This is a genomic window from Enterobacter sp. KB-280D8 (assembly GCF_041399405.1).
GTDB classification, from domain to species: Bacteria; Pseudomonadota; Gammaproteobacteria; order Enterobacterales; family Enterobacteriaceae; genus Enterobacter; species Enterobacter cloacae_N.
Genome location: NZ_JBGKEC010000002.1, coordinates 813622 through 838387 on the forward strand (window position 1 = coordinate 813622; position 24766 = coordinate 838387).

A 24766-nucleotide genomic window follows, 5' to 3' on the forward strand; every position below is an offset into this window, starting at 1 on the left:
GTGGAAACATTAGCGGATTAGCTGCCGAGCCAGACCGTCGCGGATACCGCAGGCAGCGCCAGCACGCCGTCCTGCATCGTCGCCTTGCCCTCTTTATTCTTCCACATCGCCACCTTTAGCAGCGGTGAATCATCCAGCACCACTTCACAGCCCTCGCCCCGGTTGATCGCCACCAGCACGCGCTGCTGGTTATAGACGCGGACAAACACCACCACGTTATCGTGGGCGTACACCACCTGACAGCCACCGTAACGCAGGGCAAGGCTCTGCTTGCGCAGTTTCGCCAGCCGCTGATACAGGCTGAACAGCACCTTGTCCTGTTTCTCTTCCTCCCACGGGAAAGTTTTGCGGCAGAACGGATCGTTGTTGCCGTCCAGCCCCACTTCATCTCCGTAGTAAATGCACGGCACACCCGGCCAGGTGAAGAGCCATGTGACCGCCAGGGGGAAACGTGCGATGTCCTTGCCGAGCAGGGATTTAAAGCGCGCGGTATCGTGGCTATCGAGCTGGTTAAACATCCGCAGCTGCTGCTGATGCGACAGGCCTGCGCGATAGTTATCCATCCACGCTGCGCAGGTTTCGGCATCGATATGGTTCGGATCGTAGGAGATATCGGTATTTGCCAGGAATCCCCACAGCGGGAAGGTAAAGCCGCGATAGTTCATCGCCGCATCTTCCGCATCGTTTTGCAGCCACTGGCGCGCGTCGCCAAAGTGTTCGCCAAACACAAACGCCTCCGGCTGGGCCGATTTTGCCGAACGCGCGATCCCGGCGACGTGCTGAATGTTATTCCGCGCCCCGCCCGCTTCACCCAGCATATGCACCACGTCCAGGCGCCAGCCGTCCATATTCCACGGCGCCTTCAGCCAGTGACGGACGATGCTGTCTTCACCGCCGTAAATTTCATCAATCAGAGAAGGCGACTGGAAATCCAGCTTCGGCAGGCTCGGGTATCCCAGCCAGTCCAGCGCGCGGCCCTCTTCGTTAAAGCTGTACCAGTCGCGCTGCGGCGAGTCCGGGTTATGACATGCCCCGCCCATCGACTGGTTATGGCGGTCAAACCAGGCGTGCGAATCGCCGCTGTGGTTGAACACGCCGTCCAGGATCAGGCGCATCCCCTCTTTTTGCGTATTCTTACGCAAGCGCAGCAGCGCCTCGTCGCCGCCAAACTGCTCATCAACGTGGCGATAATCTTCGGTATCGTATTTGTGCACGCTCGGGGCTTTAAACACCGGGTTGAGGTACAGCGCCGTCACGCCCAGTTTTTTCAGGTACGGCAGCTTTTCGCTGATGCCGTCGAGATCGCCGCCGTAGAACGTCGAGCCACCTGCCTGCGCCGTCACCGGTTCATCCCATTTTTTCAGAATGATGTCGTGACCGGCCGCATGATGGAAATAGACCTTGTCCTGGTCGGCGGTGCGTTTTTCGCTGCGCGCAAAGCGGTCCGGGAAAATCTGGTAAAAGATCTGTTCGTTAACCCACTGCGGGCCGTTATCAGGATAATCGACGGCAAACTGCTCCAGCCGCGCGGGCGGGAAACGGCTAAACCCCTGCGGGGTAAACCACAGCTGACGGTTGTTCCACAGCAGCTTGAAGCTGTATCGACGGCGCGGCTGCCCGCTGCGCAAATCGATATTCGCCCGCCACGCGGTGATCCCCGGCTGCGGTTGGCTGCGCAGCTTGTGCATTTTCAGCCCAGTCTCTTCGTTATCAATTTCGGCGCGAAGCGTCACGCGTTCAGGCTGGTTTTCCCCCGCCAGCCAGAGCGTAATCACAAGGTTGTCTTTGTTTTGCTTAACAAATGGGGCAACCGGAAGGTGCCAGGCGTTTAACATCACGAATCCCCTCTGATGAAATTGACGTCACCTTGCCACAGGGTGGTTAAGGATAGCTCACCATGACGTGATTTATTGGGGGAGGAGGACGGGGGAGGAGGCATCTGTGCGGCCTGATGCCCTCACCCTAACCCTCTCCCACCGGGAGAGGGAAAATGGATATTACTGCGCTTCCGCCAGCTGGCGGTCGCGGCGGCACTTAAACACCCAGCCGATCAGCAACAGAACGATCCACGCACAGCCCACGTACAGGGAAATGCGGGTATCCGGGTGGTAGCCAATCAGGCCAATGATAAACACCAGGAAGATCAGCCCGACCACGGTCGTCGCCACCCCGCCCGGCACCTTAAACTTCAGCGCTTTCGCCTCATCCGGCGACAGACGACGGCGGAAGGCAATCTGCGACAGCAGGATCATGATCCATACCCATACCGTCGCGAAGGTCGCCAGGGACGCAATCACCAGGAAAACGTTCTCCGGCATGATGTAGTTCAGGTAAACCGAGAACAGCAGCGCTACGGTCATCACCACCACCGTCACCCACGGCGTGCCGCGGCGTGACGTTTTGGCGAACACCTTCGGCGCGCTGCCCTGCTCCGCCATGCCGTGAAGCATGCGGCCCACGCCAAAGACGTCACTGTTTATCGCGGAGAGCGACGCGGTTAGCACCACAAAGTTAAGAATGCTGGCCGCAAAGGCAATCCCCATATGCTGGAAGGTCAGAACAAACGGGCTACCGTTGGTACCCACCTGATTCCACGGGTAGATGGACATAATCACGAACAGCGTACCCACATAGAACACCAGAATACGCATCGGCACCGAGTTGATGGCGCGCGGAATGGACTTCTCCGGATCTTTCGCTTCCCCGGCGGTGATACCGATAATCTCGATACCGCCGTAGGCGAACATCACCATTTGCAGCGACATGACCATCCCGAGCCAGCCGTTGCTGAAGAAGCCACCGTTGCTCCAGAGGTTGTGAATACCGGTCGGCTGCCCGCCGTTGCCAATTCCCCAGATAATGATCCCGAAACCGGCCACAATCATGATGATGATGGTGGCGACCTTGAAGAAGGAGAACCAGAACTCCAGCTCGCCGAACACCTTCACGCTCATCAGGTTGACGGCGCAAATGATCAGCACCACGCTCAGCACCCAAATCCAGTGCGGCACCGCCGGGAACCAGACGCCCATATAGATGCCGAATGCCGTCACGTCGGCAATCGCCACAATCAAAATTTCAAAGCAGTAGGTCCAGCCGGTGATAAACCCGGCCAGCGGGCCGAGGTTTTCCTGCGCGTAGCGGGAGAAGGAGCTGGCAGACGGGTTGTGAACCGACATTTCGCCGAGGGCGCGCATGATGATATACGCCGCCACGCCGCCGATAATGTACGCCAGCAGAACGCTGGGACCGGCCATTTTGATGGCATCTGCCGAGCCATAAAAAAGACCGGTGCCGATAGCAGAGCCCAGCGCCATAAAGCGGATGTGGCGCGTGCTCAATCCACGTTTAAGTTTGTTAGTGCTTTCCATTTAAATCTTGCCATTCAACACGAAAAAAACAAAAAACCACGGGGCCTTAAGCCCCGTGGTTAAACAGTTTGTTGCCGTTGATTAATGAGCGTTAGATGCGACCTGACGCCCTGCAGCACGATCCCAGATAACCGCCAGAACCAGTGCAACAACGGTAGGCATCAGCCAGGCCAGGCCCTGCTCGGACAGCGGCAGACGCTGTGTCCAGGCTGGCAGAATTTCAGCGAACGCTGATGCTTTAATCCCGTCAAGGATACCAAAAATCAGGCTGATAAACATGGCTGGCGCAATAATTCGTGAGGAGTTATGCCACCACGGACGGGTGAAGCTCAACACCACCAGCACGATGCACGGCGGATAAATCGCCGTCAGCACCGGAATCGAGACCTGAATCAGGTGGCTCAGACCGAGGTTGGACACCGCCATGGAGAAGATACCGAGGATAAACACCAGGGTACGGTATGAGAGCGGCAGATACTGAGCAAAGAACTCTGCGCAGGCGCAGGTCAGGCCAACCGCGGTTACCAGGCACGCCAGGAAGATCAGCGCCGCCAGCAGCATACTGCCCGCACCACCGAAGGTGTGCTGAACGTAAGCGTGGAGGATAGCCGCACCGTTGGCGTTTTGATCGACCAGCATCGCGCTATCAGAGCCCAGGCGGAACAGCGCCAGATACAGCAGCGTCAGGCCTACACCGGCCATCAGGCCAGCCCAGATGGTATAGCGGGTCAGCAGACGCGCTTCGGTCACACCGCGGGAACGCGCGGCGTTAACGATAACGATACCAAACACCATCGCGCCCAGCGTATCCATCGTCAGGTAGCCGTTCACAAAGCCGTTAGAGAACGCGGCGTTTTTATAGGCGTCCATCGCGTCGCTAATTGGACCGGCTGGCCAGATGATGGCCGCCACGGCCAGCACGATCAGCGCAACAATTTTCAGCGGCGCCAGGAAGTTACCGACCGTGTCCAGCAGCTTGCCCGGATAGAGGGAAACCAGGATCACGATGGCAAAGTAAATCAGGCTGTAGATAAACAGCGGCATCGCGCCGTCGCCGGTCAGAGGAGCAATCCCTACTTCGAAGGAAACGGTCGCGGTACGCGGGGTCGCAAACAGCGGGCCAACGGCCAGATAGCAGACGGTAGCCAGCAGTACGCCCGCCACTTTACCAATCGGGGTGCTGAGGCTATCCACGCCGCCGCCGACTTTCGCCAGCGCGACAACGGTCAGGACCGGCAGACCCACGGCAGTAATCAGGAAACCAAACGCGGCGGTCCAGACGTGTTCACCCGCCTGTAAGCCAACCATTGGAGGGAAAATGATGTTGCCTGCGCCAACGAACAGCGCAAATGTCATAAAGCCCAGCGCGATAATGTCACGCGATTTTAAGTGATGGGTCATAAAACCTTACTGCCTGTGGATGTGGTGTTGAAAACGTTGAGATTTTCGATTTCCCTGACGGGACGATACAGCCGAAAATTTGCTCAATTTCAGCGGGAAATGCTCCCGTCCTGGCGTGGAGAAGAATAGTTTTTCGATTTACCACGCAAATACAGTCGGTCTGACAGTATCTGGGGGGCAATTTAAACGCTTATAACGTTTAAAGGCAAGGTGGGATCGTAAAACCAGAACAATATGCCAGCATGAAAATACACTCCAGCACAATACGCTAATTATAAGAAAAACCCATGGCTAATCATGCGAACAAAAAACAGCCAGCCGTATAAAATTCACACGCGTTTCGCTTGACTGCAAAGCAAACGGGCCAGCAAACGCTGACCCGTGGAAAGGTAAAATGACACGCCTGCCGTCAGGCGCTCTTTTTGGCAATTAATCGTTCCGGGATAACGAAACTGAAGCGGGTTCCCTTACCCAGGGTACTCTGGATATCAAGACGGCTTTCATGGTGATTCACCGCGTGTTTCACAATCGCCAGCCCCAGTCCGCTCCCCCCCGTCTGTCGCGAACGCGCTTTATCCACCCGGTAGAAACGCTCGGTCAGGCGCGGAATATGCTCCGGGGCAATCCCCGGCCCGTTATCCTCCACGCTAAACTCGGCGCCTGTCGGCGTATGCTGCCAGCGCACCACAATATCCGTCCCTTCCGGCGTATGGTTTACCGCGTTGTACACCAGGTTGGAGATGGCGCTACGCAGTTCATCTTCGCTGCCCAGCACCTTCAGCGTATTGTCGACCTCAAAGGTCAGCTGATGTTTTTTATGGCTTAACGTCTGCGCTTCACGCTCAACGACGCGCAGCATCATTGGCACATCTATGGTGTCATTCAGCGCAAGCGACGGCGCCGCTTCAATCTTCGAGAGCGTCAGCAGCTGTTTCACCAGCCCTTCCATACGGTGCGTTTGCTCACGCATCGTGTGCAGCGCTTTTTCACGCGGCGCGCCTTCCAGGGTTTGCTCCTGCATCATCTCCAGGTAGCCCTGCAGCACTGTCAACGGAGTGCGTAGCTCGTGGCTCACATTGGCGAAGAAGTTACGACGCGCCCCTTCCAGCTGGTGCATCTGGGTAACGTCGCGCGCCACCATCAGCCACTGGCGATCGCTGTAGGGCATAACGCGGATTTCCAGATGGCGACCGTTATTCAGCTTCAGATTGTGGGGACGGGTAAAATCACGCTTTTTCAGATACAGCGTGAACTCGGGATAACGCAGAAGGTTGAGGATGTTCTGACCATTATCGTCCGGCCAGCGCAGGCCCAGCAGCTGTTGCGCCAGGCCGTTACACCAGAAGATTGTCCCTTCTTCGGTTGTCAGAATAACGGCATCCGGCAGCGACTCTGCACCGCTGCGAAAGCGTTTGATCAGGCTTCCCAGCTCGCGACGGCGCTTTTTATTACGCATCTGCATCTGGTGCAGACCGTACAGCAGCGGCTCCCAGCTGCCGCTTCCCGGCGGCGGCGTCATACTGCGGTCAACCCACAGCCACCATGAGAGACGCAGCAGGTTCCAGAAATGCCAGACTAACAGCCCGGTGACCGCCGCCAGCAGAAACCACGGCAGATGCCCAAGAAAGGCCCCCAGAAGAAGGGCCGGAATACAGCATAAGATCAGTTCAAAGACGAGCCTTTTCCATGACAGACGTTCCAGCACGCGTCACACTCCTGTCATTGTTCAGAAACGGGTCGAGAAACGATAACCCGTGCCGCGGACCGTCTGTACCATGCGATCGTGGCCGCTCAGTTCCAGCGCTTTTCGCAGGCGGCGGATATGTACGTCAACCGTCCGGTCTTCGACATACACGTTAGTTCCCCAGACGTTATTCAGCAACTGCTCGCGGCTGTAAACGCGTTCCGGATGGGTCATAAAGAAGTGCAGGAGTTTAAATTCGGTAGGCCCCATGTCGAGGGGGTTTTCGCCGGTCATCACGCGGTGTGAGGTGGGGTCAAGGCTGAGGCCCTGCATTTCGATCACCTCTTCCACCGCCATCGGCGAAATCCGGCGCATGACGGCCTTAATGCGCGCAACCAGCTCTTTCGGGGAGAAAGGCTTGGTAATGTAATCGTCCGCGCCGGTCTCCAGACCGCGCACGCGATCCTCTTCCTCTCCGCGCGCCGTGAGCATCACAACCGGAATATCGCGGGTCAGCGCTTCACGCTTCAGGTGTTTGATAAACTGCAGTCCGGAGCCGCCGGGCAACATCCAGTCAAGCAGAATCAGATCGGGCCAGGGTTCATTCAGCTGGTTCACCGCGCTGTCATAATCTTCCGCTTCAACCGGCTGGAAGCCATTTTGTTCGAGCACGAAGCACACCATTTCACGAATTGGAGCTTCATCTTCTACGACCAGAATACGTCTCGCCATACTTTGCCCTGTCTTATCTTATTTAAGTTACAAGTTTGTAATGCGGCGCCATTATGCGTCAGTTTTATGACAGATTTATGAAAAACAGTACCACTACAAATGGCAAACTGTTGTTTTATTACAGCGGTTATTTTCCTCTCCCTGACAGTTTATAATCGCCCGCATCGTTTTTCGCCACGGATCTCCTATGCGCATACTTCACACCTCGGACTGGCATCTGGGTCAAAATTTTTACAGCAAAAGCCGTGCGGCTGAACATGAAGCGTTCCTGAACTGGCTGCTGGAAACGGCACGGACGCACGAGGTGGACGCAATTATCGTGGCGGGTGACATCTTTGATACCGGCTCGCCCCCCAGCTATGCGCGTGAGCTGTACAACCGCTTCGTGGTCAACCTGCAGCAGACCGGCTGTCATCTGGTGATTGTTGCCGGCAACCATGATTCCGTCGCGACGCTCAATGAATCCCGCGACATCCTGGCGTTTCTCAATACCACCGTGGTCGCCAGCGCCGGGCACGCACCGCAGATCCTGAAAAAACGCGACGGCACCCCGGGGGCGGTACTGTGCCCCATTCCTTTTTTACGGCCGCGCGACATCGTGCAAAGCCAGGCGGGGCTGTCGGGTGCGGAAAAGCAGCAGCATCTCCTGCAGGCCATCACCGATTATTACCACCAGCAGCACGCCGATGCCTGCGCCCTGCGCGGTGAACAGGCCATTCCGGTCATTGCCACCGGGCACCTCACCACCGTCGGGGCCAGCAAAAGTGACGCGGTCCGCGAGATCTATATCGGCACGCTGGATGCGTTCCCGGCGCAAAACTTCCCGCCAGCCGACTACATCGCGCTCGGGCACATTCACCGTGCCCAGGTCATCGGCGGCTGCGAGCATATCCGCTACTGTGGCTCCCCTATTTCGCTCAGCTTCGATGAAACCGGGAAAGCCAAGTCCGTGCATCTGGTGAGCTTCAGCGAGGGCAAACTCAGCGCCGTCGAGACGCTGGAAGTGCCGGTCACCCAGCCGCTGGCGGTGCTGAAGGGCGATCTGGACGCCATTACCGCCCAGCTTGAGCAGTGGCGCGGCGCGGAGCTTAACCCGCCCGTCTGGCTGGATATCGAAATCACCACCGACGACTATCTCCACGATATGCAGCGGAAAATTCAGGCGCTGACCGAAGAGTTGCCGGTAGAGGTGTTGCTGGTGCGCCGCAGCCGCGAGCAGCGCGAGAAAATTCTGCTCGGCGCACAGCGTGAAACCCTCAGTGAACTGCGGGTAGAAGAGGTATTTGAACGCCGCCTGTCGCAGGAAGAGATCGATCATGCGAAGCGCGTCCGGCTCAACGAGCTGTTCAGCCATACCCTGCACGCCCTCAATGACGAGGAAGAAAACGCATGAAAATTCTGAGCCTGCGTCTGAAAAATCTCAACTCCCTCAAGGGCGAGTGGAAAATTGACTTCACCGCGGAGCCGTTTGCCAGCAACGGCCTGTTTGCCATCACCGGCGCAACCGGCGCGGGCAAAACAACCCTGCTCGACGCCATCTGCCTTGCGCTCTACCACGAAACGCCGCGCCTGAATAAAGTCTCTCAGGCGCAAAACGACCTGATGACGCGCGACACCGCCGAGTGCCTGGCGGAAGTGGAGTTTGAGGTGAAAGGCGTTGCCTATCGCGCCTTCTGGAGCCAGAACCGGGCGCGCAACCAGCCGGACGGGAACTTACAGGCACCGCGCGTGGAGCTGGCCCGCTGTGAGGACGGCAAGATTCTGGCCGATAAGGTTTCGGATAAACTGGAGCAAACCGCGGCGCTCACCGGGCTGGACTACGGCCGCTTTACCCGCTCGATGCTGCTCTCGCAGGGTCAGTTTGCCGCCTTCCTGAATGCTAAACCGGGGGATCGCGCAGAATTGCTGGAAGAGCTAACCGGCACCGAGATCTACGGTCAGATTTCCGCCATGGTGTTTGAAAAACACAAAGCTGCACGCGGCGTGCTGGAAAAGTACGAGGCGCAGGCGGCGGGCGTCGTGCTGCTCAGCGAAGCGCAACAGCAGCAGTTGCAGCAAAGTTTGCAGGCACTTACTGACGAAGAGAAAACCCTGCTGGCCCAACAGCAGCGACAGCAGAAAGATTTTCAGTGGCTTACGCGCCATGACGAGCTTGTGCAGGAGCAGCAGCGCGTCACCGCCCTGCAGCAGCAGGCGCAACAGGCGCTAACGAACGCGGCGCCGGAACTGGCAAAGCTCCAGCTTGCTCTGCCCGCCGCCCAGCTTCGTCCGCTCTGGGAGCACCAGCAGGAGCAAACCTCACGTCTGACGCAAACCCAGCAGCGAATTAACGAAGTAAATACTTGCTTACAGACCAAAACCGCACTGCGCGCGCGGATCCGCAATACCGCCCTGCGTACCCATGAGCGGCTACAGGCCGAACTGACGGCGCTGGCGCAGTGGCTGGCGGAGCACGAGCGTTATCGCCTGCTGGGACAGGAAATTGCCGGCTGGCGCGCCCAGTTCTCACAGCTAAACCGTGACAAAAGTCAGCTCGCCGCACTTGCTGCGCGGATGACTGAGCTACGTCAGAAGCTGGCGGAGATGCCGGAAAATACGCTGACGCTGACGGCGGATGAGGTCAGCGCGGCCATGGAGCAGCAGTCCCGGTCCCGCACGCTGCGTCAGCAGCTGACGTCGCTCCATGCCCGCTATCAGCCGCTGCAAAAGCGCCTGCGCCAGAGCGGTGAAAGCGCGCAAAAAGCCCAGGCGGAGCAGAGCAAGCTCAATGAAACGCTGGCGCTGCGCCGCCAGCAGTACAAAGAGAAACACCAGCACTATCTGGACCTGAAGGCCCTGTGCGAACGTGAAGCGACGATTAAAGATCTGGAAAGCTATCGCTCACAGCTTGAGGCAGGCAAACCCTGTCCGCTGTGCGGCTCCAGTGACCATCCTGCCGTTGAGCAATACCGGTCACTTGAGCTGACGGATAACCAGCGCCGCCGTGATGCGCTGGAAAAAGAGGTCGCCGCGCTTAAAGAGGAAGGCCTGCTGGTGCTGGGGCAGGTGAATGCCCTGGCTCAGCAAATCCAGCGTGAGACAGACGAAGCGCAGGCCTTGTCTCAGGAGGAGCAAGCACTCACTAAAGCGTGGGTGGAGGCCTGCGCGTCTTTGAGTATCGCATTGAATATTCAGGAGGATATCGCGCCATGGATGAACGAGCAGGAACAGTACGAGCGGCAGCTTTATCAGCTCAGCCAGCGCCTGACCCTGCAAAACCAGCTGAACGAGCAGGAAGCGCAGGAGCGCCAGTATCAGCAGCAGCTGACGGCCGCGCGCCTGGCGCTGGAACACACCCTGCTCGCACTATCGCTTAGCGTTCCTGAAGAGGGTAATGAAGCCGACTGGCTGCACGCCCGCGAAGCGGAATTCTCTCAATGGCAGGAGAAGCAAACGCAGCACGGCGTGCTTCAGGAACATATAAACGCGCTGAAGCCGCTGCTCGACACGCTTCCGGCAACAAACAGCGAAGAGGCTGAACCGGCCATTCCTGATGGCTGGCGCGACATCCACAATGAATGCGTGTCGCTGCAAAGCCAGCTCACCGCCCAGCAGCAGCAGGAAGCGCTGGAGCGCGAGCGCCTGCAGCAGTCGCAGACGCAGTTCACCGCGGCGATCGCAGCGAGCTGTTTTGCCGATCGGGAGGCGTTCCTTGCGGCCCTGCTGGACGACGACGCTATCAGTCACCTCCAGCAGCTGAAACAGTCGCTGGAAAACCAGATACAGCAGGCCGCAGCCCTTTCCGGCCAGGCTAATCAGCAGCTGCAGGCGCACCTTGCACTGCGCCCGGAAGAACTTGACGTGGATGCGTCAACTCTGCAAAGTCAGCTGCAGCAGCTGGCGCAACGGCTTCGCGAGAACACCACGCATCAGGGCGAGATCCGCCAGCAGCTTAAGCAGGACAGCGATAACCGCCAGCATCAGCAGGCGTTAATGCTGCAAATTGAAGAGGCCGCGCGCCAGGCAGATGACTGGGGATACCTGAACGCGCTGATCGGCTCCAGCACCGGCGACAAGTTCCGCAAGTTCGCGCAGGGGCTGACGCTGGATAACCTGGTCTGGCTCGCTAACCAGCAGCTCAACCGCCTGCACGGGCGTTATCTGCTGCAGCGCAAAGCCAGCGAGGCGCTGGAGCTGGAAGTGGTCGACACCTGGCAGGCCGATGCGGTGCGCGATACGCGTACGCTCTCCGGCGGCGAAAGCTTCCTGGTCAGCCTGGCGCTGGCGTTAGCGCTGTCCGATCTGGTGAGCCATAAAACGCGAATTGATTCCCTGTTCCTGGATGAGGGGTTCGGCACGCTCGACAGTGAAACGCTGGATACCGCGCTGGATGCGCTCGACGCGCTGAACGCCACCGGAAAAACCATCGGGGTGATCAGCCACGTTGAGGCGATGAAAGAGCGCATTCCGGTGCAGATTAAGGTGAAGAAAATCAACGGGCTGGGGTATAGCAGGCTGGATAGGGTGTTTGCGGTGGAATAAATGGGGGGATGGTGCGGTCTGGTGCCCGCACCCTGGCCCTCTCCCACAGGGAGAGGGTACTAACACAACCTGCGTTTATTCCGGCCATAACCACGCCGCGCCTCGCACGCCGCTGGAGTCGCCGTGGACGGCTTTACGGATCGGGGTTTCACACTCGCCGCCGAAGACCCACTGTTTCACCAGGTTCGGTACCGTGGCGTACAATCGATCAACGTTGCTCATGCCGCCGCCGAGCACAATCACGTCCGGGTCAAGAATATTCACCACGTGCGCCAGCGATTTCGCCAGACGCATTTCGTAGCGGCTGAGCGCCAGTTCGGCCACGGGATCCTGTTCTTCCACCAGACGCATAATCTCGTTCCCCTTGAGCGGCTGACCGCTCAGGCGATGGTAGTCGGTCGCAAAACCGGTGCCAGAGATAAACGTCTCGATACAGCCCTGCTTGCCGCAGTAACACGGCACCTCGGCGCGGTATTTAAGCTCATCTTCATCCATCCACGGCAGCGGGTTGTGTCCCCACTCGCCCGCCGTGCCGTTGCCGCCGATATGGGCACGTCCGCCAAAGGCCACACCCGCGCCGCAGCCGGTACCGATAATCACCGCAAACACGGTCTGCGCCCCGGCTGCCGCGCCGTCGATGGCCTCAGAGACCGCCAGGCAGTTAGCGTCGTTGGCCAGACGCACTTCCCGGTTCAGGCGCACGCTTAAATCTTTATCAAACGGCTGACCGTTGAGCCAGGTGGAGTTGGCGTTTTTTACCACCCCGGTATACGGCGAGATCGACCCCGGGATCCCCATCCCGACGCTGCCGGTTTGTCCTGTCGCCTGCTCGGCCATATCGACCAGCCGGGCAATCGTCTCGATCGTCTGGTGATAGTCATCGCGCGGCGTCGGCAGACGATGGCGAAACAGCTGTTCCCCCTGCTCGCTCAGTGCGATGACTTCTGTTTTGGTGCCGCCCAAATCAATCCCAATACGCACAAGACTCTCCTCATTATTTTGATTATCAACAGAGTAGAAGCACGCTTCCCGATTAGCAATGCAAGCGATGCGACAATTCGTTATCATGCCCGCTGATTTAACGACAAGGCCGTGGAAATTATCATGCTGTGGTTCAAAAATTTGATGGTTTACCGTCTCAGCCGCGACGTTTCGCTGCGCGCAGAAGAGATGGAAAAACAGTTAGCCGCTTATAGCTTTTCCCCTTGCGGTAGCCAGGATATGGCGAAAACCGGCTGGGTTCCGCCAATGGGCTCACAAAGCGATGCACTGACCCACGCCAGCAGCACGGGTCAAATCATCGTCTGCGCCCGCAAAGAAGAGAAAATTCTGCCCACGCCGGTGGTTAAGCAGGCGCTTGAAGCAAAAATTTTCAAGCTGGAAGCCGAACAGGGCCGCAAGCTGAAAAAAACCGAAAAAGATTCGCTGAAAGACGAAGTGCTGCACTCTCTGCTGCCGCGTGCCTTTAGCCGCTTCAGCCAGACGATGATGTGGATCGATACCGTTAACGGACTGATTATGGTGGACTGCGCCAGCGCCAAAAAAGCCGAAGATACGCTGGCCCTGCTGCGTAAAAGCATCGGCTCTTTACCGGTCGTTCCGCTGGCGCTGGAAACGCCGATTGAGCTGACCCTGACCGAATGGGTCCGCAGCGGTACCGCGGCGCAAGGTTTCCAGATCCTGGACGAGGCCGAGCTGAAAGCCCTGCTGGAAGATGGCGGCGTGATCCGCGCGAAGAAGCAGGATCTGGTGAGCGACGAGATCGCCGTACACATTGAGGCTGGTAAAGTGGTCACCAAACTGGCGCTCGATTGGCAGCAGCGCATTCAGTTCGTGATGTGTGACGACGGCTCCGTGAAGCGTCTGAAGTTCTGCGATGAACTGCGCGATCAGAACGAAGATATCGACCGGGAAGATTACGCCCAGCGCTTTGACGCGGACTTTATCCTGATGACCGGCGAGCTGGCCGCGTTAATTCAGAATCTGGTGGAAGGTCTTGGCGGCGAAGCGCAGAGATAACAGGCAAAACGTAGGCCGGGTAAGCGTGAGCGCCACCCGGCTTATTTTTTATTTCAGGTAGCGGCACAGATAAGAGGTCGGCTCAGCAACCTGCAAATGGAACTCGCTGTGGCCAGGTACGTTGAAAACTTGCCCGGCAGCGTAAACTTTCCATTCCGTTTCACCCGGCAGTAAGACGTTCAGCGCGCCGCTGACCACCGTCATCTCTTCCGCTTCAGCCGTGCCAAAGGTGTATTCCCCTTCAGCCATCACGCCCACACTGGCGCGGCCAGTGCTGCTGCTGGTAAAACCGATGGATTTCACTTTACCGGAAAAGTATTCGTTACTTTGAAGCATGAACTGGCCCTTATATTCAGAGATAAAAATTCACTATAGGGGCCATGCTCATCACCTGTCACGCAAAATCATTACGTCAGAAGCTCTGAGGCCAGGCGAGCCATCAGAACGTTGGATAACAGCACCGGCACGTCCAGCGCCTTTTGCAGTAAATCGCGGTGATGCTGGTGGAAACCAAGACAGTCCAGAATCAACACATCTGCCCCTCTCTCCAGCAGCGCCTTCCCGGCAGCAATGAGTTTAGCCTCGCTGTCCCAGAAGGGATTTGCCAGCGCATACAGGGGCGTTTTTTCGAGCACATGCCATTTTGCTTCCTGGTTGTCCATGAGCTCCTCAATGGGCACAATGACCCCAACCTGGTGCCCGTCAACAATGGAGGCCACCAGCGGAGGAATAATGCGCATTGGCTCAAGCAGAATCGCATTACGCGCAATGAGTCCCTTAATGGGGGCGGTACTCATCAGCAAAATAACGTCATACGCTTGATTATCGAGTACTTCTATTACAGCCTGCAGCGAACGCTCAATTTTCTGTCGAGAAACATGCGCCAGTTTACCGTCGCTTAATAACGTCGCCAGGGGATCCTCCCCCGCCTCTACAGCGTAGTCTTCCATGACCTCTTCCCGACTCATCTTACCCAGCAGGCTAAGATGCGTGATCTGTTGTTCAGATACATGCTCGGTTAAGAGCGGTAACACTTCGCTTACAGGGACCACACCAATGGTGAGGATCGCCAACGTTGCCTTCATCTTCTTCGCCTTCCATCACTACAAAAACGTGTACACAGGTACAGGCTCACTACGCTGCACAGTTCGTTTTTTCAACAAAACAGCACCAAGCGTAGCAGGCGATCTCTGTTCCGAAATGTAAAGATCGCCTGCCGGTAACGGAGCTACCTGTAATAACTAAATATTAACTCCTGCTTAACATTTGCGATGAGTAAAAAGTGTGATTCAGGCACGGTATTGGAGCGTTTAGGAAAACATTCATGACTTATCGGGATCTTCGTAGCGCCGTTTGGCATCCAGCGCTTCCTGTTCAGTCTCATGTTCACTGATCAGCGAGTCCGGTTTGGGGTGATCGGCACGCAGCTGGTACCAGGTGATAGTCTGGTCGCCATTGCCTTTTTCAACGGTAACAATACGTGCTTCGCGCGGATAGGGAGGTCTGGTTGGCATAGCTCATCCTTTTTTTATGTCTGAGCTATCAGTATAGACGGCGGTTAGCTGGCACACGCCAGACGCAGGGCGGTAATAATCTGAATTACCACATCTTCCGGGGCCGCAGAGGCATCCACAACATGGTGCGCCGCTTCACGGTACAGGGCATCGCGCTCGGCCAGCACTTCGCTCACCTCTTCGCTGAGCGGCCTTGACGTCAGCGCCGGGCGTTGTCCCTCTTCAGGAAATGCCTCAAGGCGCCCGACCAGCGCCGCCACCGGCGCGCAGAGATAGATCACAATGCCTTTTTCGCGCATAAAGTGACGATTACATTCGGCCAGAACAATGCCGCCTCCCGTCGCAATGACGGCTGACGGCGTGGTGACCGCTTTCAGCGCGGCCGTTTCGCGGGCGCGAAAGCTTTCCCATCCCTCTTGCTCCACGATGTCTGCAATGGTTTTGCCGGCCTCGGTCTGCAGCCAGTGGTCGGTATCAATAAACTGACGATGACACGCGCGCGCCAGTTCCAGGCCAACGGTGGTTTTCCCACAGCCGCGGGGGCCAACTAAAAAGATGGGTTGGGTCATAGCCAGGTGTTCCCCTTGATGCCGAATGGCTGAAGAGTGTAAAGAAATAATTGCAGAAGATGTGTCGATTACTTTACTGCAAAGCGGTACGGGATGACAACCCTGTGGAAGCCACACTGTACCACAAATTGACAATAATTATCATTACGCTGTACGGCGCTTCACTTCCAGCAGCCATTTATCCAGTTCGGCGGCAAACTGCTGGCGATCGCGCTGGGACAGGCTGTCCGGTCCACCGGTCTGCACGCCGCTGGCCCGCATCGTATCCATAAAATCGCGCATGGTGAGCTTTTCACGAATGGTTGAAGGCGAATAACGTTCACCGCGTGGGTTGAGCGCCGCCGCCCCTTTCGCCAGCACTTCAGCCGCCAGCGGTATGTCGGCGGTAATAACCAGATCTTCCGCGCTGCACAGACGAACTATTTCGTTATCCGCTACGTCGAACCCGGCCGGCACGCGTAAGGAGCGGATGAACCGCGAAGGCGGTACGCGAATATTCTGGTTCGCCACCAGCGTCAGCGGCATCTGAACGCGCTCGGCGGCGCGGAATAAAATCTCTTTAATCACATTCGGACACGCGTCCGCATCAACCCAAATCGCCATATTGTCTCCCCATAATGACTCTGCCGACTATTGTCGCCTGCATTTCGTTGTTAAGCTATCAATCAGAGAAAACAACGCATAATGACGGAGAATCGTGATGGATAAGAAAATCGGGTTTATCGGCTGCGGTAACATGGGCAAAGCCATCCTGGGCGGCCTGATCGCCAGCGGGCAGGTCCTGCCGGGTCAGATTTGGGTCTATACCCCGTCACCGGATAACGTCGCCGCGTTGCGCGATCAATACGGGATCAACGCCGCCGAAAGCGCGCAGGAGGTGGCCCAGGTTGCCGATATCGTCTTTGGTGCCGTTAAGCCGAACATCATGATCAAAGTGTTAAGCGACATCACCTCCAGCCTGAATAAAGAGACGCTGGTCGTGTCGATTGCCGCGGGCGTGACGCTCGAGCAGCTGGCCCGCGCGCTGGGCCACGACCGTAAAATCGTCCGCGCAATGCCGAATACCCCCTCACTGGTCAACGCCGGCATGACCTCCGTCACCCCTAACGCGCTGGTGACCTCAGAAGAGGTAGCGGACGTGCTGAACATTTTCCGCTGCTTCGGCGAGGCGGAAGTGATTGCGGAATCGATGATCCATCCGGTGGTCGGCGTGAGCGGTTCAGCCCCCGCGTACGTCTTCATGTTTTTAGAAGCGATGGCGGACGCCGCCGTGCTTGGCGGTATGCCGCGCGCGCAGGCGTATAAATTCGCCGCACAGGCAGTGATGGGCTCCGCCAAAATGGTGCTGGAGACCGGTAAACACCCGGGAGAACTGAAAGATATGGTCTGCTCCCCGGCCGGTACCACCATCGAAGCGGTGCGGGTGCTGGAAGAGCGCGGGTTCCGTTCGGCCGTCATCGAGGCGATGGCCAAATGCATGGAAAAGTCAGAGAAGCTGAGTAAATCCTGATGTCTGGTCGGGCGTCAGGCCGCCACTTCGGTGCGGCCGCGCCCGGCATTTTTCGCCTTATACAGCGCCACATCTGCCGCCTTCAGCCATTCCCGATAGTGCACAAACTGCGGTCCCCAGGGAGCCACGCCCACGCTGATGCGCAGAGGCTCTTTCGGCGCACACGGTAACGAGAGCGTTTCCAGCCGCGCGTGAACCCGCGACATGACGGCGATGGCGCTTTCAGCGGCCGTCTGGGACATAATCACCGCGAATTCATCCCCGCCAAACCGGCCTATCGCATCGCCTGACCGCACCGACATCTGGAGCTGGCGGGTAATGGCCACGATAGCCTTGTCGCCCACGTCGTGCCCCCAGGTATCGTTGATGTTTTTAAAGTGGTCGATATCAATCAGCAATATCGTGGCGGTGCAGTGGCTCCGGCGACAGAGCTCAAACTCATTGCGCAGCAGCATTTCCCAATGTCGACGGTTAAAGACCCCGGTCATGCCGTCACGGGTACTCATCATTTCCAGCCGCCGCTTATGTTCCGCCAGCCTGACGGCAGTGCGATGGCTAAGCCAGGCAAACAGCATGGGATAAAGCATAAGGACGGGAAGCGTTAAGCCCCACTCCAGCGCTCCCGGATTAAAGGGCACCACGCGGCCAACGAGAGGTAATGTGACCAGCACGGAAAGCGTGGTGAGTGCCATCCCTGAAATAAACAGACGACAGCCGCCTGAGCCCATCATATTTATACCCACCATCATCAACAGCGCTGCCGCAGGTAACGCATAAACTCCCATCACGCCAATCCATAGCCCGGCGATAATGGCATCTATCTTAAGGTTGAAGATCTCCTGCTGAAGAGGTGAAGCGGCGCGGCAGGATAACTGCCAGGCGAAGTGCGGCCAGACGAATGCCCACCCCACCAGTAACAACCACCAGCCGCCGGGTAAAAAATGGCTGACCAGCATTTCTGCCACGGGGAAAAACATCGCCGCCAGCCCGACAGCGCGCGCCAGCCGAACTCGCCTGGCGAGCTGGAAGCCGGCGCGGTGAGGGTCATCCTGAGAAAGAGTTAAACTCCACTCTTCCCGAATGCGCTTTTTGGTGTAATACGTTTCATCATTCATCATTTTTGGGAATATTCTGAAACATTTTCCCAAATTATAGAGAGGGGGTCTGCGGGGAAAGTATGAAATTTCGGGTGAGCAGCCCGCGCCGCTCACCCGTTAGAACTACACTTTTTTCTTCAGGCAGGCACTCATGAACTTGCTGCGATCGTCTCCCTTCAGGGACTGTTCGGTCGCTTTCGCATTACACTCGCGCATTTTTTGCTGCTGCGGCGTCAGGCTTTTTTCGCCGGGTTTCGCGGCGCCGTTTTTCAGGCAGTCGCTCATGTAGGTCTTACGCGCATCCCCCTTGAGACTCTGGGACGTCGCCTGTTGATTGCAGGTGGTCATACGTTGCTGCTGCGGCGTGAGCGTTTTCTCTTCCGCATTCGCCGAGGAGATCAGGAACAGGCCGGAGAACAGAGTAACCAGTAATGTTGTTTTCATTGCACCATCCTTTTGTGAACATTCCCTGTAAGTCTGGTTCGTGACAGAAAAAAAACCACCCGGCAGATGTGATTTCCGCCGGGAATTTATCATTTCATATCCAGCGCGCCGAAATGGACGGTCTCGGCATAAATAGCCGGGGTAATTAACAGGGGAAGTAACGCGATGAAACATGCGCTCTGTTTCAATTTATTTTATCCAGGTCCCAATACATAAAAAATAAAACAGAGCGACTACAGGCATCCGGCATGACAATTTTATGATATGTCAGCACCGTCCGTAACGGCTTAACTGCGCGGATGCCTCAACAGCTTCTTTACGTATTGCTGCAGCAACTCGGCATCCTCTGGCGGAACCTGCGTATCGGGCCGCGCCTTGTCCAGCGCCCCTTCGATGCTATCAATTAACGCCTGCTGGTCAGATGTTGCCATCTGCCGCAGCAGCGCCGTGACAACGATTTCCAGCGCTTCGACCTGGGCGACCAGTTCTTTCGACTCCTCTTCCTTTTGTGCAAGCTTGACCAGCAACTCAGCAATGAGATTCTTCATCGTGCTATTTCCTTATGGGATTTTCTCTGAAATTAACACCAGGAATGAAATATGCAAAGCGGAGAAAAGAATTATCTTATGCAAAAGTGACGTTGCCGCCAAATTAGCGGCCCGGCATTTTCAGCGAAACGTTTTTCTATAAAATAAACGCCGCATTTTGTTATATAAAAATGCGGCAACCATAAGAATATATAATACATCTGTCAGCGGTTATTTCGCCGATTTCGCCTCCGCTATTTGCCTGCGGCGACGCAGGGCAATAGCCAGCTGAATAATATTGATTAAAACGACTATCGCCGTCGCGGCAAATACCCAGCGAAAACCCGCCATTGCAGAAACGGATGCGCCAATAAGCGGACCGGCAACGTTGCCTAAATACATAAAAGACTGGTTATAACCAAAAATACGCCCCGTGACCTGGTCGCTGGAATATTTGACCAGCAACGTCTGTACGGCAGGTAACATAGCGCCATCCGCAAAGCCGAGTAAAAATCGCAGCACACCCAGCTGAAGCGGAGAGGTAACAAACGACATGGCGAAAAAGAGCACCACCGCAAAAATCAGCGTCGCCATCAGGATGCGCGCCGTGCCGATCCTGTCACCTAACTTCCCCAGGCGCGGGGCAGAGATCAGCGCGGAAACGCCCGGCACGGCGGCAATCATGCCGCTGAGAAAGGCGATATTGTTGCTGTCAGGCTCCATCGACTTAATAAACAGCGCCAGAATCGGGCCGACCGAACCGTTGCAGAGCTGGATCACCATGGTGGTGACAAACAGGCTAATCACGAGTCCCGGGTAAGGCAGCGAGGCGAAGACGGCCCTGCCGCTCAGGCGCTCAGATTTACTGATAACGGGGCGGCCACCCTCTTTGATAAGAAAGAGCGTAACCAGAAAGCTGATCACCAGCAGGATCGCGGTGATGATGAACACCGCGCGCAGCCCGACGTGGTCAGCCAGAAAGCCCCCCAGCAGCGGGCCGCCGATAACGCCGCTGATCTGGGCGGTAGAGAGCGTACTCAGCGCCCAGCCGCTGCGCTCGCGCGGCACCTGAGAGGCAACCAGCGCCATGGCGTTGGGAATATACCCGGACGTCAGCCCCATTACCGCCCGCAGGAAAAACAGCTGCCAGACGTTGGTGGCAAAGGCCTGGAGCAGAATAGCTATCGCCATCCCGAGCGAGGCGCGCAGCAGCATCAGCTTGCGCCCTTTCCTGTCGGCCAGGCTGCCCCACATTGGTGACACAATGGCGGAAACCAGAAACGTGACGCTGAACGTCAGGCCGGACCACATGGAGAGCGCTTCATGCGAGGTGACCCCCAGCTGCGAGACGTACAGCGGCAAGAACGGCAGGATCTGGCTGATGGCAAGCCCTGTAAAGAAGCAGCCGAACCAGACCGAGATGAGATTAACTTTCCAGGATTCCATACAGAAATAGTCTTCATTTTTAGGCGAATTCGCCGTCAGATTAGCAAGTTACGCGCCTTAACGTCGCACCAGAGATGCGGCCTTGCTGACTTTGGTGTTTTATCTTCCCAGTCATCATATTTGTGAAATAAGTCACAAATCATCCATTTTCTGGCGGAAGATTATGCTTCAGCGACAGAGGCCAAAACCGCGCATTCCCAGATGAAAATGGCTGGCGTGCGCCGCGTTATACTCCGGCCCAAGACCGTTACCGTAGTAGCCGCAGCTTGCCGCCAGCAGAGCCTTCAGCCAGGGCTGCGTTTTTGCCGATTTCCAGCCCTTCAGCACCGTAACACGCTCCCCGTTCGCCAGCCGAAAAGCGGCGATATCCAGCGCCTCTGCCGTGGCATGCTCGCTACGCCGCGCATCGGGCCGGTGGTAGATATTGCGGCAGGCAAAGCTGCCGAGGTGCTCAATGCGGGTCAGTTCACTGCCGGTGAAGCGTTTAGTCAGGGGCCGGGCCTGCTGGCTGACAAACAGGGCCGAGCTGAGCGCCAGCGGACAGCTGGCAAGAAAACTGCCGTTCAGGCTCACCGGGCCGAAGTCTCGCACGCGCACGACGTCGCTCAGCGGACATTCCCCGCCGCTGTCAGCCACCGCCTGGGTGCGAATAAGGTTTCTTTGATTAGCCTGCGCTAACAGGCTCGAGCAGGCTTCGGGCGTTAAGCGCCGAAGTTTATACTGGGTAATGCGGCCAGGCGGGTCGTCCAGGGTCAGCGGCGTGAAGGGGTTGTAGTAAGACGGCAACCAGCGATAGCCCGCCGTTGCGATTACCCCAAGGATGAAAACGATCAGCAGCGTTTTTCCTTTCACTCTCCCCCCTCACTGTTCCCCAAAACATTATGGCAGAAGGCCGCGAAACCCGCAGGGCATCGTGGTATGTTATTGGCTTTTCGTCAGACTGGAAGAGAGTGAGATGGCAAAGCAGCGCGTAGGTATTGTCTTTGGGGGAAAATCAGCAGAGCACGAGGTGTCATTGCAATCGGCTAAAAATATCGTTGATGCGATCGATAAAAGCCGTTTCGACGTGGTGCTGCTGGGCATTGATAAACAGGGCCAGTGGCACGTTAACGATGCCAGCCAGTATCTGCTGAATGCCCACGATCCGGCGCACATCGCCCTCAACCCTTCGGAGATCAGCGTCGCCACCGTACCCGGCGTCATGAAGGGACAGCTCATCGACGCAGGCAACGCGCAGGCTCTCGCCCAGATCGACGTGGTCTTCCCTATCGTGCACGGCACCCTGGGCGAAGATGGTTCCCTGCAGGGGATGTTGCGCATGGCCAACCTGCCGTTCGTTGGCTCGGACGTGCTGGGCTCCGCCGCCTGCATGGACAAAGACGTCACCAAACGCCTGCTGCGTGATGCCGGGCTGAATATCGCACCGTTCGTGACGCTCACCCGCGCCAACCGCGATAAGCACAGCTTCGCGCAGATCAGCGCTGAATTGGGTCTGCCGCTGTTTGTTAAGCCGGCCAATCAGGGCTCCTCCGTGGGCGTCAGCAAAGTCACCAGCGAAGCAGAGTTCACGCAGGCCGTTCGTATGGCGTTTGAGTTCGACCATAAAGTGGTGGTTGAGCAGGGGATCAAAGGCCGCGAAATTGAGTGCGCCGTGCTGGGCAACGATTTTCCACAGGCGAGCACCTGCGGTGAAGTGGTCTTAAACAGCGACTTCTACTCCTATGACACCAAATACATTGATGATAAAGGCGCACAGGTTGTCGTTCCGGCGAATATCGATCCGGTGATCAACGACGCGATCCGGGCGATCGCCATTCGCGCCTATCAGACGCTCGGCTGCAGCGGCATGGCGCGCGTAGATGTGTTCCTGACGCCGGAGAACGAAGTTGTTATCAATGAAATCAACACGCTGCCGGGTTTCACCAACATCAGCATGTATCCAAAACTGTGGCAGGCCAGCGGGCTAGGCTACTCTGAGCTGATCACCCGCCTGATCGAACTGGCGCTGGAGCGTCACGCCGCCGACAGCGCCCTGAAAAGTTCCGTTAACGGTTAATCGGCACCCTTAGCCGTCTCCTCCGCTGTCGTCTCTTCCGGACGACGGCGGATAATCAACCCTGCGAGCCAGAAACTGATTACCCAGGTCACCAGGCCCACGGCATAGGTTTGCCAGCCTTTTGCCTCAAATCCCAACAGCCCCACGACGCCGTTAAGAATAAAAATCAGGCCAATAGCAAAGGCGTAGTAGTGCCAGTCACGGCGAAGTTTGGACGTGAGCTTCATAACAACTCCGGCAGGGGAAAAAAGACATCCTCTCACAGTTTTACCGCCAGGTCTGTGGCAGATGCGGAAATTCTGAAACGCGGCGCAGTTTCATTTAAGTTAACAAATTGTGACATGCTGCAGAAATCAACAATCCAGGAGAATTCCTGAGCGAAAATTACCACGATTCTGATATTGACAAATGCGATGACCTGTCAAACTCACTCCGTAAGACGCGTATTAAAACAGAGTGATATCTCGGGAGGTCAACATGGCTGACTTTACATTGTCGAAACCGATTTTTGGCGGCAAACCAAAAACCTCCACGGCGGGTAATATCGCGTATGCCCTGTTTGTCCTGTTCTGTTTCTGGGCTGGCTCCCAGCTGCTCAATATGCTGGTGCACGCGCCAGGCGTTTATGAACACCTGATGCAGGTGCAGGATAACGGACGCCCGCGGGTTGAAATCGGGTTTGGCGTGAGCACGCTGTTTGGCCTCGTTCCCTTCCTCGCGGGGTGTATGATTTTAGGCGTTGTCGCGCTCGTCCTGCGCTTTCGTCGTCGCCATTAAAGCCCCATACAGCGAGCCCGTCGATCGTCCACGCGTTTCGCGAACCATGCTGTTGTCAGGTTACGCGTGATCTTAGGGCTTTCCAGCTGAATACCCGGCAGAATAGCCCTCGGTAACGTTTTCCCACTCTTCTTCTCTGCAAGGGCAAATACCTTCTTGTAGAGATCCGTTTTCTCAAACGCCAGGCTGTCGCCTTTCTCAAGCTGACGCCGAATGTCGCCATTACTCATATCAAGCGCTGTCGATAATTTCCGGATCGCCCGCTCGGTGCTTCCCGCCTCGCTGCTGCCGTAGGCGATAAGATCGCCGTCCAGCGCTAGCTTGACGCCGCTTGCGCGGCTGACCGCACTCTGAAACGCCGCGTTACGGCTGGCATACCAGCCCGCGTTAAAGTCTGCAAAGCGGTACAGCGGCTCGCTGTAGTTCGCCGGATAGTTCAGCAGATGATACGTGCCGAACCACAGCCCGCCGCGCAGGGAGAAGACCTCCTGACGCACCGTACCGTCAATTTCCCACGGGTAGCCGTCGGTATGCTTCTCAGCAAACGCAATGCTCACCTGCATCGGGCCGCCGGTGTGAACCGGATTCAGCGAGCCAAACAGTTTCTGTCCCATCGGCACCATGTTAATGAAATCATCAAAGATGGCGCTGAGCTGTTTTTCGGTTTTCACCGTGTCCAGCCGTTCGCTGTAGCTTTTGCCGTTTGGCGAGGTGATTTTCAGCGCGGTATGCACGAGGAACACCGGGATATGCATTGATTCCGCGCGGCGGTCAATCTCTTTCCAGGCGATTTTGTTGAGACCCGGCACCACCGGGTCTGACTGGTACATCGACTCCTGCTGCGCCACCGCCAGCACCGAGCAGATATTCTCCTCGGTAGGGGCAATCTTCTGGCTTTCGAAGGTTTTTGCCAGCGCATCGGCCCACGCATTGCGATCCTTCACGCTGGCGGGCATTTTTTGCCGCACAACACTTGCCACATCCACGGGCTTCTCACCCTTTTTAAGCGGAGTCGCCCCTTTTTCGGCACAGCCCGCCAGAACGAGGGCAGCCAGCAAGGACAACGGTAACGCACGCGGTAAGGCAAAAGACATAGCA

Annotated in this window: 24 protein-coding genes; 6 read left to right on the forward strand and 18 right to left on the reverse strand. The window is 56.9% G+C overall.

Annotated elements, in window-relative coordinates:
- Nucleotides 1–17 precede the first annotated feature (17 nt).
- The 5 genes from malZ to phoB all read right to left on the reverse strand — a co-directional run bounded on the left by malZ (nucleotide 18) and on the right by phoB (nucleotide 7188).
- Entirely contained in the window at nucleotides 18–1835 is a 1818-nt protein-coding gene (malZ, locus tag AB8818_RS09370; RefSeq protein WP_192983464.1) for a maltodextrin glucosidase, read from the reverse strand.
- A gap of 162 nt (nucleotides 1836–1997) precedes the next feature.
- Entirely contained in the window at nucleotides 1998–3371 is a 1374-nt protein-coding gene (proY, locus tag AB8818_RS09375) for a proline-specific permease ProY (RefSeq protein WP_116341648.1), read from the reverse strand.
- 81 nt (nucleotides 3372–3452) lie between these two features.
- Complete coding sequence (gene brnQ, locus AB8818_RS09380) at nucleotides 3453–4772, reverse strand: branched-chain amino acid transporter carrier protein BrnQ (RefSeq protein ID WP_116341649.1); 1320 nt, start codon at nucleotides 4770–4772, stop codon at nucleotides 3453–3455.
- A 409-nt stretch (nucleotides 4773–5181) separates the two neighbouring features.
- On the reverse strand, nucleotides 5182–6477 hold the full coding sequence (phoR, locus tag AB8818_RS09385; RefSeq protein ID WP_116341651.1) for a phosphate regulon sensor histidine kinase PhoR: 1296 nt from the start codon (nucleotides 6475–6477) through the stop codon (nucleotides 5182–5184).
- Between the two features lie 21 nt (nucleotides 6478–6498).
- A complete protein-coding gene (phoB, locus tag AB8818_RS09390; protein ID WP_008503265.1) occupies nucleotides 6499–7188 on the reverse strand; it encodes a phosphate response regulator transcription factor PhoB in 690 nt (229 codons plus the stop codon).
- A 187-nt stretch (nucleotides 7189–7375) separates the two neighbouring features.
- On the opposite strand from phoB, the gene sbcD reads away from it, so the two are divergent.
- A complete protein-coding gene (gene sbcD / locus AB8818_RS09395) occupies nucleotides 7376–8581 on the forward strand; it encodes an exonuclease subunit SbcD (RefSeq protein ID WP_192983471.1) in 1206 nt (401 codons plus the stop codon).
- Complete coding sequence (gene sbcC, locus AB8818_RS09400) at nucleotides 8578–11709, forward strand: exonuclease subunit SbcC (protein ID WP_192983473.1); 3132 nt, start codon at nucleotides 8578–8580, stop codon at nucleotides 11707–11709. Before sbcD ends, sbcC begins: the two co-directional genes overlap by 4 nt.
- Nucleotides 11710–11784: 75 nt before the next feature.
- Here sbcC and mak read toward each other — a convergent pair whose 3' ends face one another.
- A complete protein-coding gene (gene mak, locus AB8818_RS09405; protein WP_116341657.1) occupies nucleotides 11785–12690 on the reverse strand; it encodes a fructokinase in 906 nt (301 codons plus the stop codon).
- Nucleotides 12691–12813: 123 nt separating this feature from the next.
- Between mak and rdgC the strand changes: the two genes are divergently transcribed.
- Nucleotides 12814–13728, forward strand: coding sequence for a recombination-associated protein RdgC (rdgC, locus tag AB8818_RS09410; protein WP_014882739.1), 915 nt, complete (start codon nucleotides 12814–12816; stop codon nucleotides 13726–13728).
- A 48-nt stretch (nucleotides 13729–13776) separates the two neighbouring features.
- Here rdgC and ppnP read toward each other — a convergent pair whose 3' ends face one another.
- The 5 genes from ppnP to AB8818_RS09435 form a co-directional block, all read right to left on the reverse strand.
- On the reverse strand, nucleotides 13777–14064 hold the full coding sequence (ppnP, locus tag AB8818_RS09415; protein WP_008503270.1) for a pyrimidine/purine nucleoside phosphorylase: 288 nt from the start codon (nucleotides 14062–14064) through the stop codon (nucleotides 13777–13779).
- A gap of 71 nt (nucleotides 14065–14135) precedes the next feature.
- Entirely contained in the window at nucleotides 14136–14813 is a 678-nt protein-coding gene (locus tag AB8818_RS09420) for an AroM family protein (protein ID WP_116341659.1), read from the reverse strand.
- Between the two features lie 237 nt (nucleotides 14814–15050).
- Complete coding sequence (gene yaiA / locus AB8818_RS09425; RefSeq protein ID WP_192983476.1) at nucleotides 15051–15242, reverse strand: protein YaiA; 192 nt, start codon at nucleotides 15240–15242, stop codon at nucleotides 15051–15053.
- Between the two features lie 44 nt (nucleotides 15243–15286).
- Nucleotides 15287–15811 (reverse strand): shikimate kinase AroL, encoded by a 525-nt coding sequence (gene aroL, locus AB8818_RS09430; RefSeq protein WP_163330408.1) that lies wholly within the window; start codon nucleotides 15809–15811, stop codon nucleotides 15287–15289.
- A 144-nt stretch (nucleotides 15812–15955) separates the two neighbouring features.
- Nucleotides 15956–16414 carry a YaiI/YqxD family protein gene (locus AB8818_RS09435; protein WP_192983479.1) on the reverse strand — a complete coding sequence of 153 codons (459 nt, stop codon included), beginning with the start codon at nucleotides 16412–16414 and terminating at the stop codon, nucleotides 15956–15958.
- Between the two features lie 97 nt (nucleotides 16415–16511).
- Here AB8818_RS09435 and proC point away from each other — a divergent pair, with 97 nt between their 5' ends.
- Nucleotides 16512–17321 carry a pyrroline-5-carboxylate reductase gene (gene proC / locus AB8818_RS09440; protein ID WP_192983482.1) on the forward strand — a complete coding sequence of 270 codons (810 nt, stop codon included), beginning with the start codon at nucleotides 16512–16514 and terminating at the stop codon, nucleotides 17319–17321.
- Between the two features lie 14 nt (nucleotides 17322–17335).
- Here the strand turns inward: proC and adrA are convergent, their stop codons facing one another.
- The 5 genes from adrA to AB8818_RS09465 all read right to left on the reverse strand — a co-directional run bounded on the left by adrA (nucleotide 17336) and on the right by AB8818_RS09465 (nucleotide 21687).
- Nucleotides 17336–18439 (reverse strand): diguanylate cyclase AdrA, encoded by a 1104-nt coding sequence (gene adrA, locus AB8818_RS09445; protein ID WP_116341663.1) that lies wholly within the window; start codon nucleotides 18437–18439, stop codon nucleotides 17336–17338.
- 102 nt (nucleotides 18440–18541) lie between these two features.
- On the reverse strand, nucleotides 18542–18862 hold the full coding sequence (psiF, locus tag AB8818_RS09450; RefSeq protein ID WP_192983485.1) for a phosphate starvation-inducible protein PsiF: 321 nt from the start codon (nucleotides 18860–18862) through the stop codon (nucleotides 18542–18544).
- Nucleotides 18863–19149: 287 nt separating this feature from the next.
- Nucleotides 19150–19410 carry an anti-adapter protein IraP gene (gene iraP / locus AB8818_RS09455; RefSeq protein WP_061099070.1) on the reverse strand — a complete coding sequence of 87 codons (261 nt, stop codon included), beginning with the start codon at nucleotides 19408–19410 and terminating at the stop codon, nucleotides 19150–19152.
- 210 nt (nucleotides 19411–19620) lie between these two features.
- The gene (locus tag AB8818_RS09460) at nucleotides 19621–20835 is read right to left on the reverse strand and encodes a multidrug efflux MFS transporter (protein WP_192983487.1); all 1215 of its coding nucleotides are present in this window, start codon (nucleotides 20833–20835) and stop codon (nucleotides 19621–19623) included.
- A gap of 168 nt (nucleotides 20836–21003) precedes the next feature.
- On the reverse strand, nucleotides 21004–21687 hold the full coding sequence (locus AB8818_RS09465) for an extensin family protein (protein WP_192983490.1): 684 nt from the start codon (nucleotides 21685–21687) through the stop codon (nucleotides 21004–21006).
- Nucleotides 21688–21790: 103 nt separating this feature from the next.
- Here AB8818_RS09465 and ddlA point away from each other — a divergent pair, with 103 nt between their 5' ends.
- On the forward strand, nucleotides 21791–22891 hold the full coding sequence (gene ddlA, locus AB8818_RS09470; RefSeq protein WP_116341671.1) for a D-alanine--D-alanine ligase: 1101 nt from the start codon (nucleotides 21791–21793) through the stop codon (nucleotides 22889–22891).
- Here ddlA and AB8818_RS09475 read toward each other — a convergent pair.
- Nucleotides 22888–23118, reverse strand: a complete 231-nt coding sequence (locus AB8818_RS09475; RefSeq protein ID WP_028012119.1) for a DUF2754 domain-containing protein — start codon at nucleotides 23116–23118, stop codon at nucleotides 22888–22890. The two genes, ddlA and AB8818_RS09475, sit on opposite strands and share 4 nt — an antisense overlap.
- A 250-nt stretch (nucleotides 23119–23368) precedes the next feature.
- Here AB8818_RS09475 and AB8818_RS09480 point away from each other — a divergent pair, with 250 nt between their 5' ends.
- Complete coding sequence (locus tag AB8818_RS09480; RefSeq protein ID WP_014882725.1) at nucleotides 23369–23668, forward strand: DUF2755 family protein; 300 nt, start codon at nucleotides 23369–23371, stop codon at nucleotides 23666–23668.
- On the opposite strand, the gene AB8818_RS09485 is transcribed toward AB8818_RS09480, so the two are convergent.
- Nucleotides 23665–24762 (reverse strand): DUF1615 domain-containing protein, encoded by a 1098-nt coding sequence (locus AB8818_RS09485; protein ID WP_163330403.1) that lies wholly within the window; start codon nucleotides 24760–24762, stop codon nucleotides 23665–23667. The two genes, AB8818_RS09480 and AB8818_RS09485, sit on opposite strands and share 4 nt — an antisense overlap.
- Between the last annotated feature and the right edge of the window lie 4 nt (nucleotides 24763–24766).

Excerpts from the sequence above, each read along its gene's own strand:
- malZ (WP_192983464.1), bottom strand. The coding sequence starts at position 1,835 with ATGTTAAACGCCTGGCACCTTCCGGTTGCCCCATTTGTTAAGCAAAAC.
- proY (WP_116341648.1), bottom strand. The coding sequence starts at position 3,371 with ATGGAAAGCACTAACAAACTTAAACGTGGATTGAGCACGCGCCACATC.
- brnQ (WP_116341649.1), bottom strand. The coding sequence starts at position 4,772 with ATGACCCATCACTTAAAATCGCGTGACATTATCGCGCTGGGCTTTATG.
- phoB (WP_008503265.1), bottom strand. The coding sequence starts at position 7,188 with ATGGCGAGACGTATTCTGGTCGTAGAAGATGAAGCTCCAATTCGTGAA.
- sbcD (WP_192983471.1), top strand. The coding sequence starts at position 7,376 with ATGCGCATACTTCACACCTCGGACTGGCATCTGGGTCAAAATTTTTAC.
- sbcC (WP_192983473.1), top strand. The coding sequence starts at position 8,578 with ATGAAAATTCTGAGCCTGCGTCTGAAAAATCTCAACTCCCTCAAGGGC.
- rdgC (WP_014882739.1), top strand. The coding sequence starts at position 12,814 with ATGCTGTGGTTCAAAAATTTGATGGTTTACCGTCTCAGCCGCGACGTT.
- ppnP (WP_008503270.1), bottom strand. The coding sequence starts at position 14,064 with ATGCTTCAAAGTAACGAATACTTTTCCGGTAAAGTGAAATCCATCGGT.
- AB8818_RS09420 (WP_116341659.1), bottom strand. The coding sequence starts at position 14,813 with ATGAAGGCAACGTTGGCGATCCTCACCATTGGTGTGGTCCCTGTAAGC.
- yaiA (WP_192983476.1), bottom strand. The coding sequence starts at position 15,242 with ATGCCAACCAGACCTCCCTATCCGCGCGAAGCACGTATTGTTACCGTT.
- aroL (WP_163330408.1), bottom strand. The coding sequence starts at position 15,811 with ATGACCCAACCCATCTTTTTAGTTGGCCCCCGCGGCTGTGGGAAAACC.
- AB8818_RS09435 (WP_192983479.1), bottom strand. The coding sequence starts at position 16,414 with ATGGCGATTTGGGTTGATGCGGACGCGTGTCCGAATGTGATTAAAGAG.
- proC (WP_192983482.1), top strand. The coding sequence starts at position 16,512 with ATGGATAAGAAAATCGGGTTTATCGGCTGCGGTAACATGGGCAAAGCC.
- adrA (WP_116341663.1), bottom strand. The coding sequence starts at position 18,439 with ATGATGAATGATGAAACGTATTACACCAAAAAGCGCATTCGGGAAGAG.
- psiF (WP_192983485.1), bottom strand. The coding sequence starts at position 18,862 with ATGAAAACAACATTACTGGTTACTCTGTTCTCCGGCCTGTTCCTGATC.
- iraP (WP_061099070.1), bottom strand. The coding sequence starts at position 19,410 with ATGAAGAATCTCATTGCTGAGTTGCTGGTCAAGCTTGCACAAAAGGAA.
- AB8818_RS09460 (WP_192983487.1), bottom strand. The coding sequence starts at position 20,835 with ATGGAATCCTGGAAAGTTAATCTCATCTCGGTCTGGTTCGGCTGCTTC.
- ddlA (WP_116341671.1), top strand. The coding sequence starts at position 21,791 with ATGGCAAAGCAGCGCGTAGGTATTGTCTTTGGGGGAAAATCAGCAGAG.
- AB8818_RS09475 (WP_028012119.1), bottom strand. The coding sequence starts at position 23,118 with ATGAAGCTCACGTCCAAACTTCGCCGTGACTGGCACTACTACGCCTTT.
- AB8818_RS09480 (WP_014882725.1), top strand. The coding sequence starts at position 23,369 with ATGGCTGACTTTACATTGTCGAAACCGATTTTTGGCGGCAAACCAAAA.
- AB8818_RS09485 (WP_163330403.1), bottom strand. The coding sequence starts at position 24,762 with ATGTCTTTTGCCTTACCGCGTGCGTTACCGTTGTCCTTGCTGGCTGCC.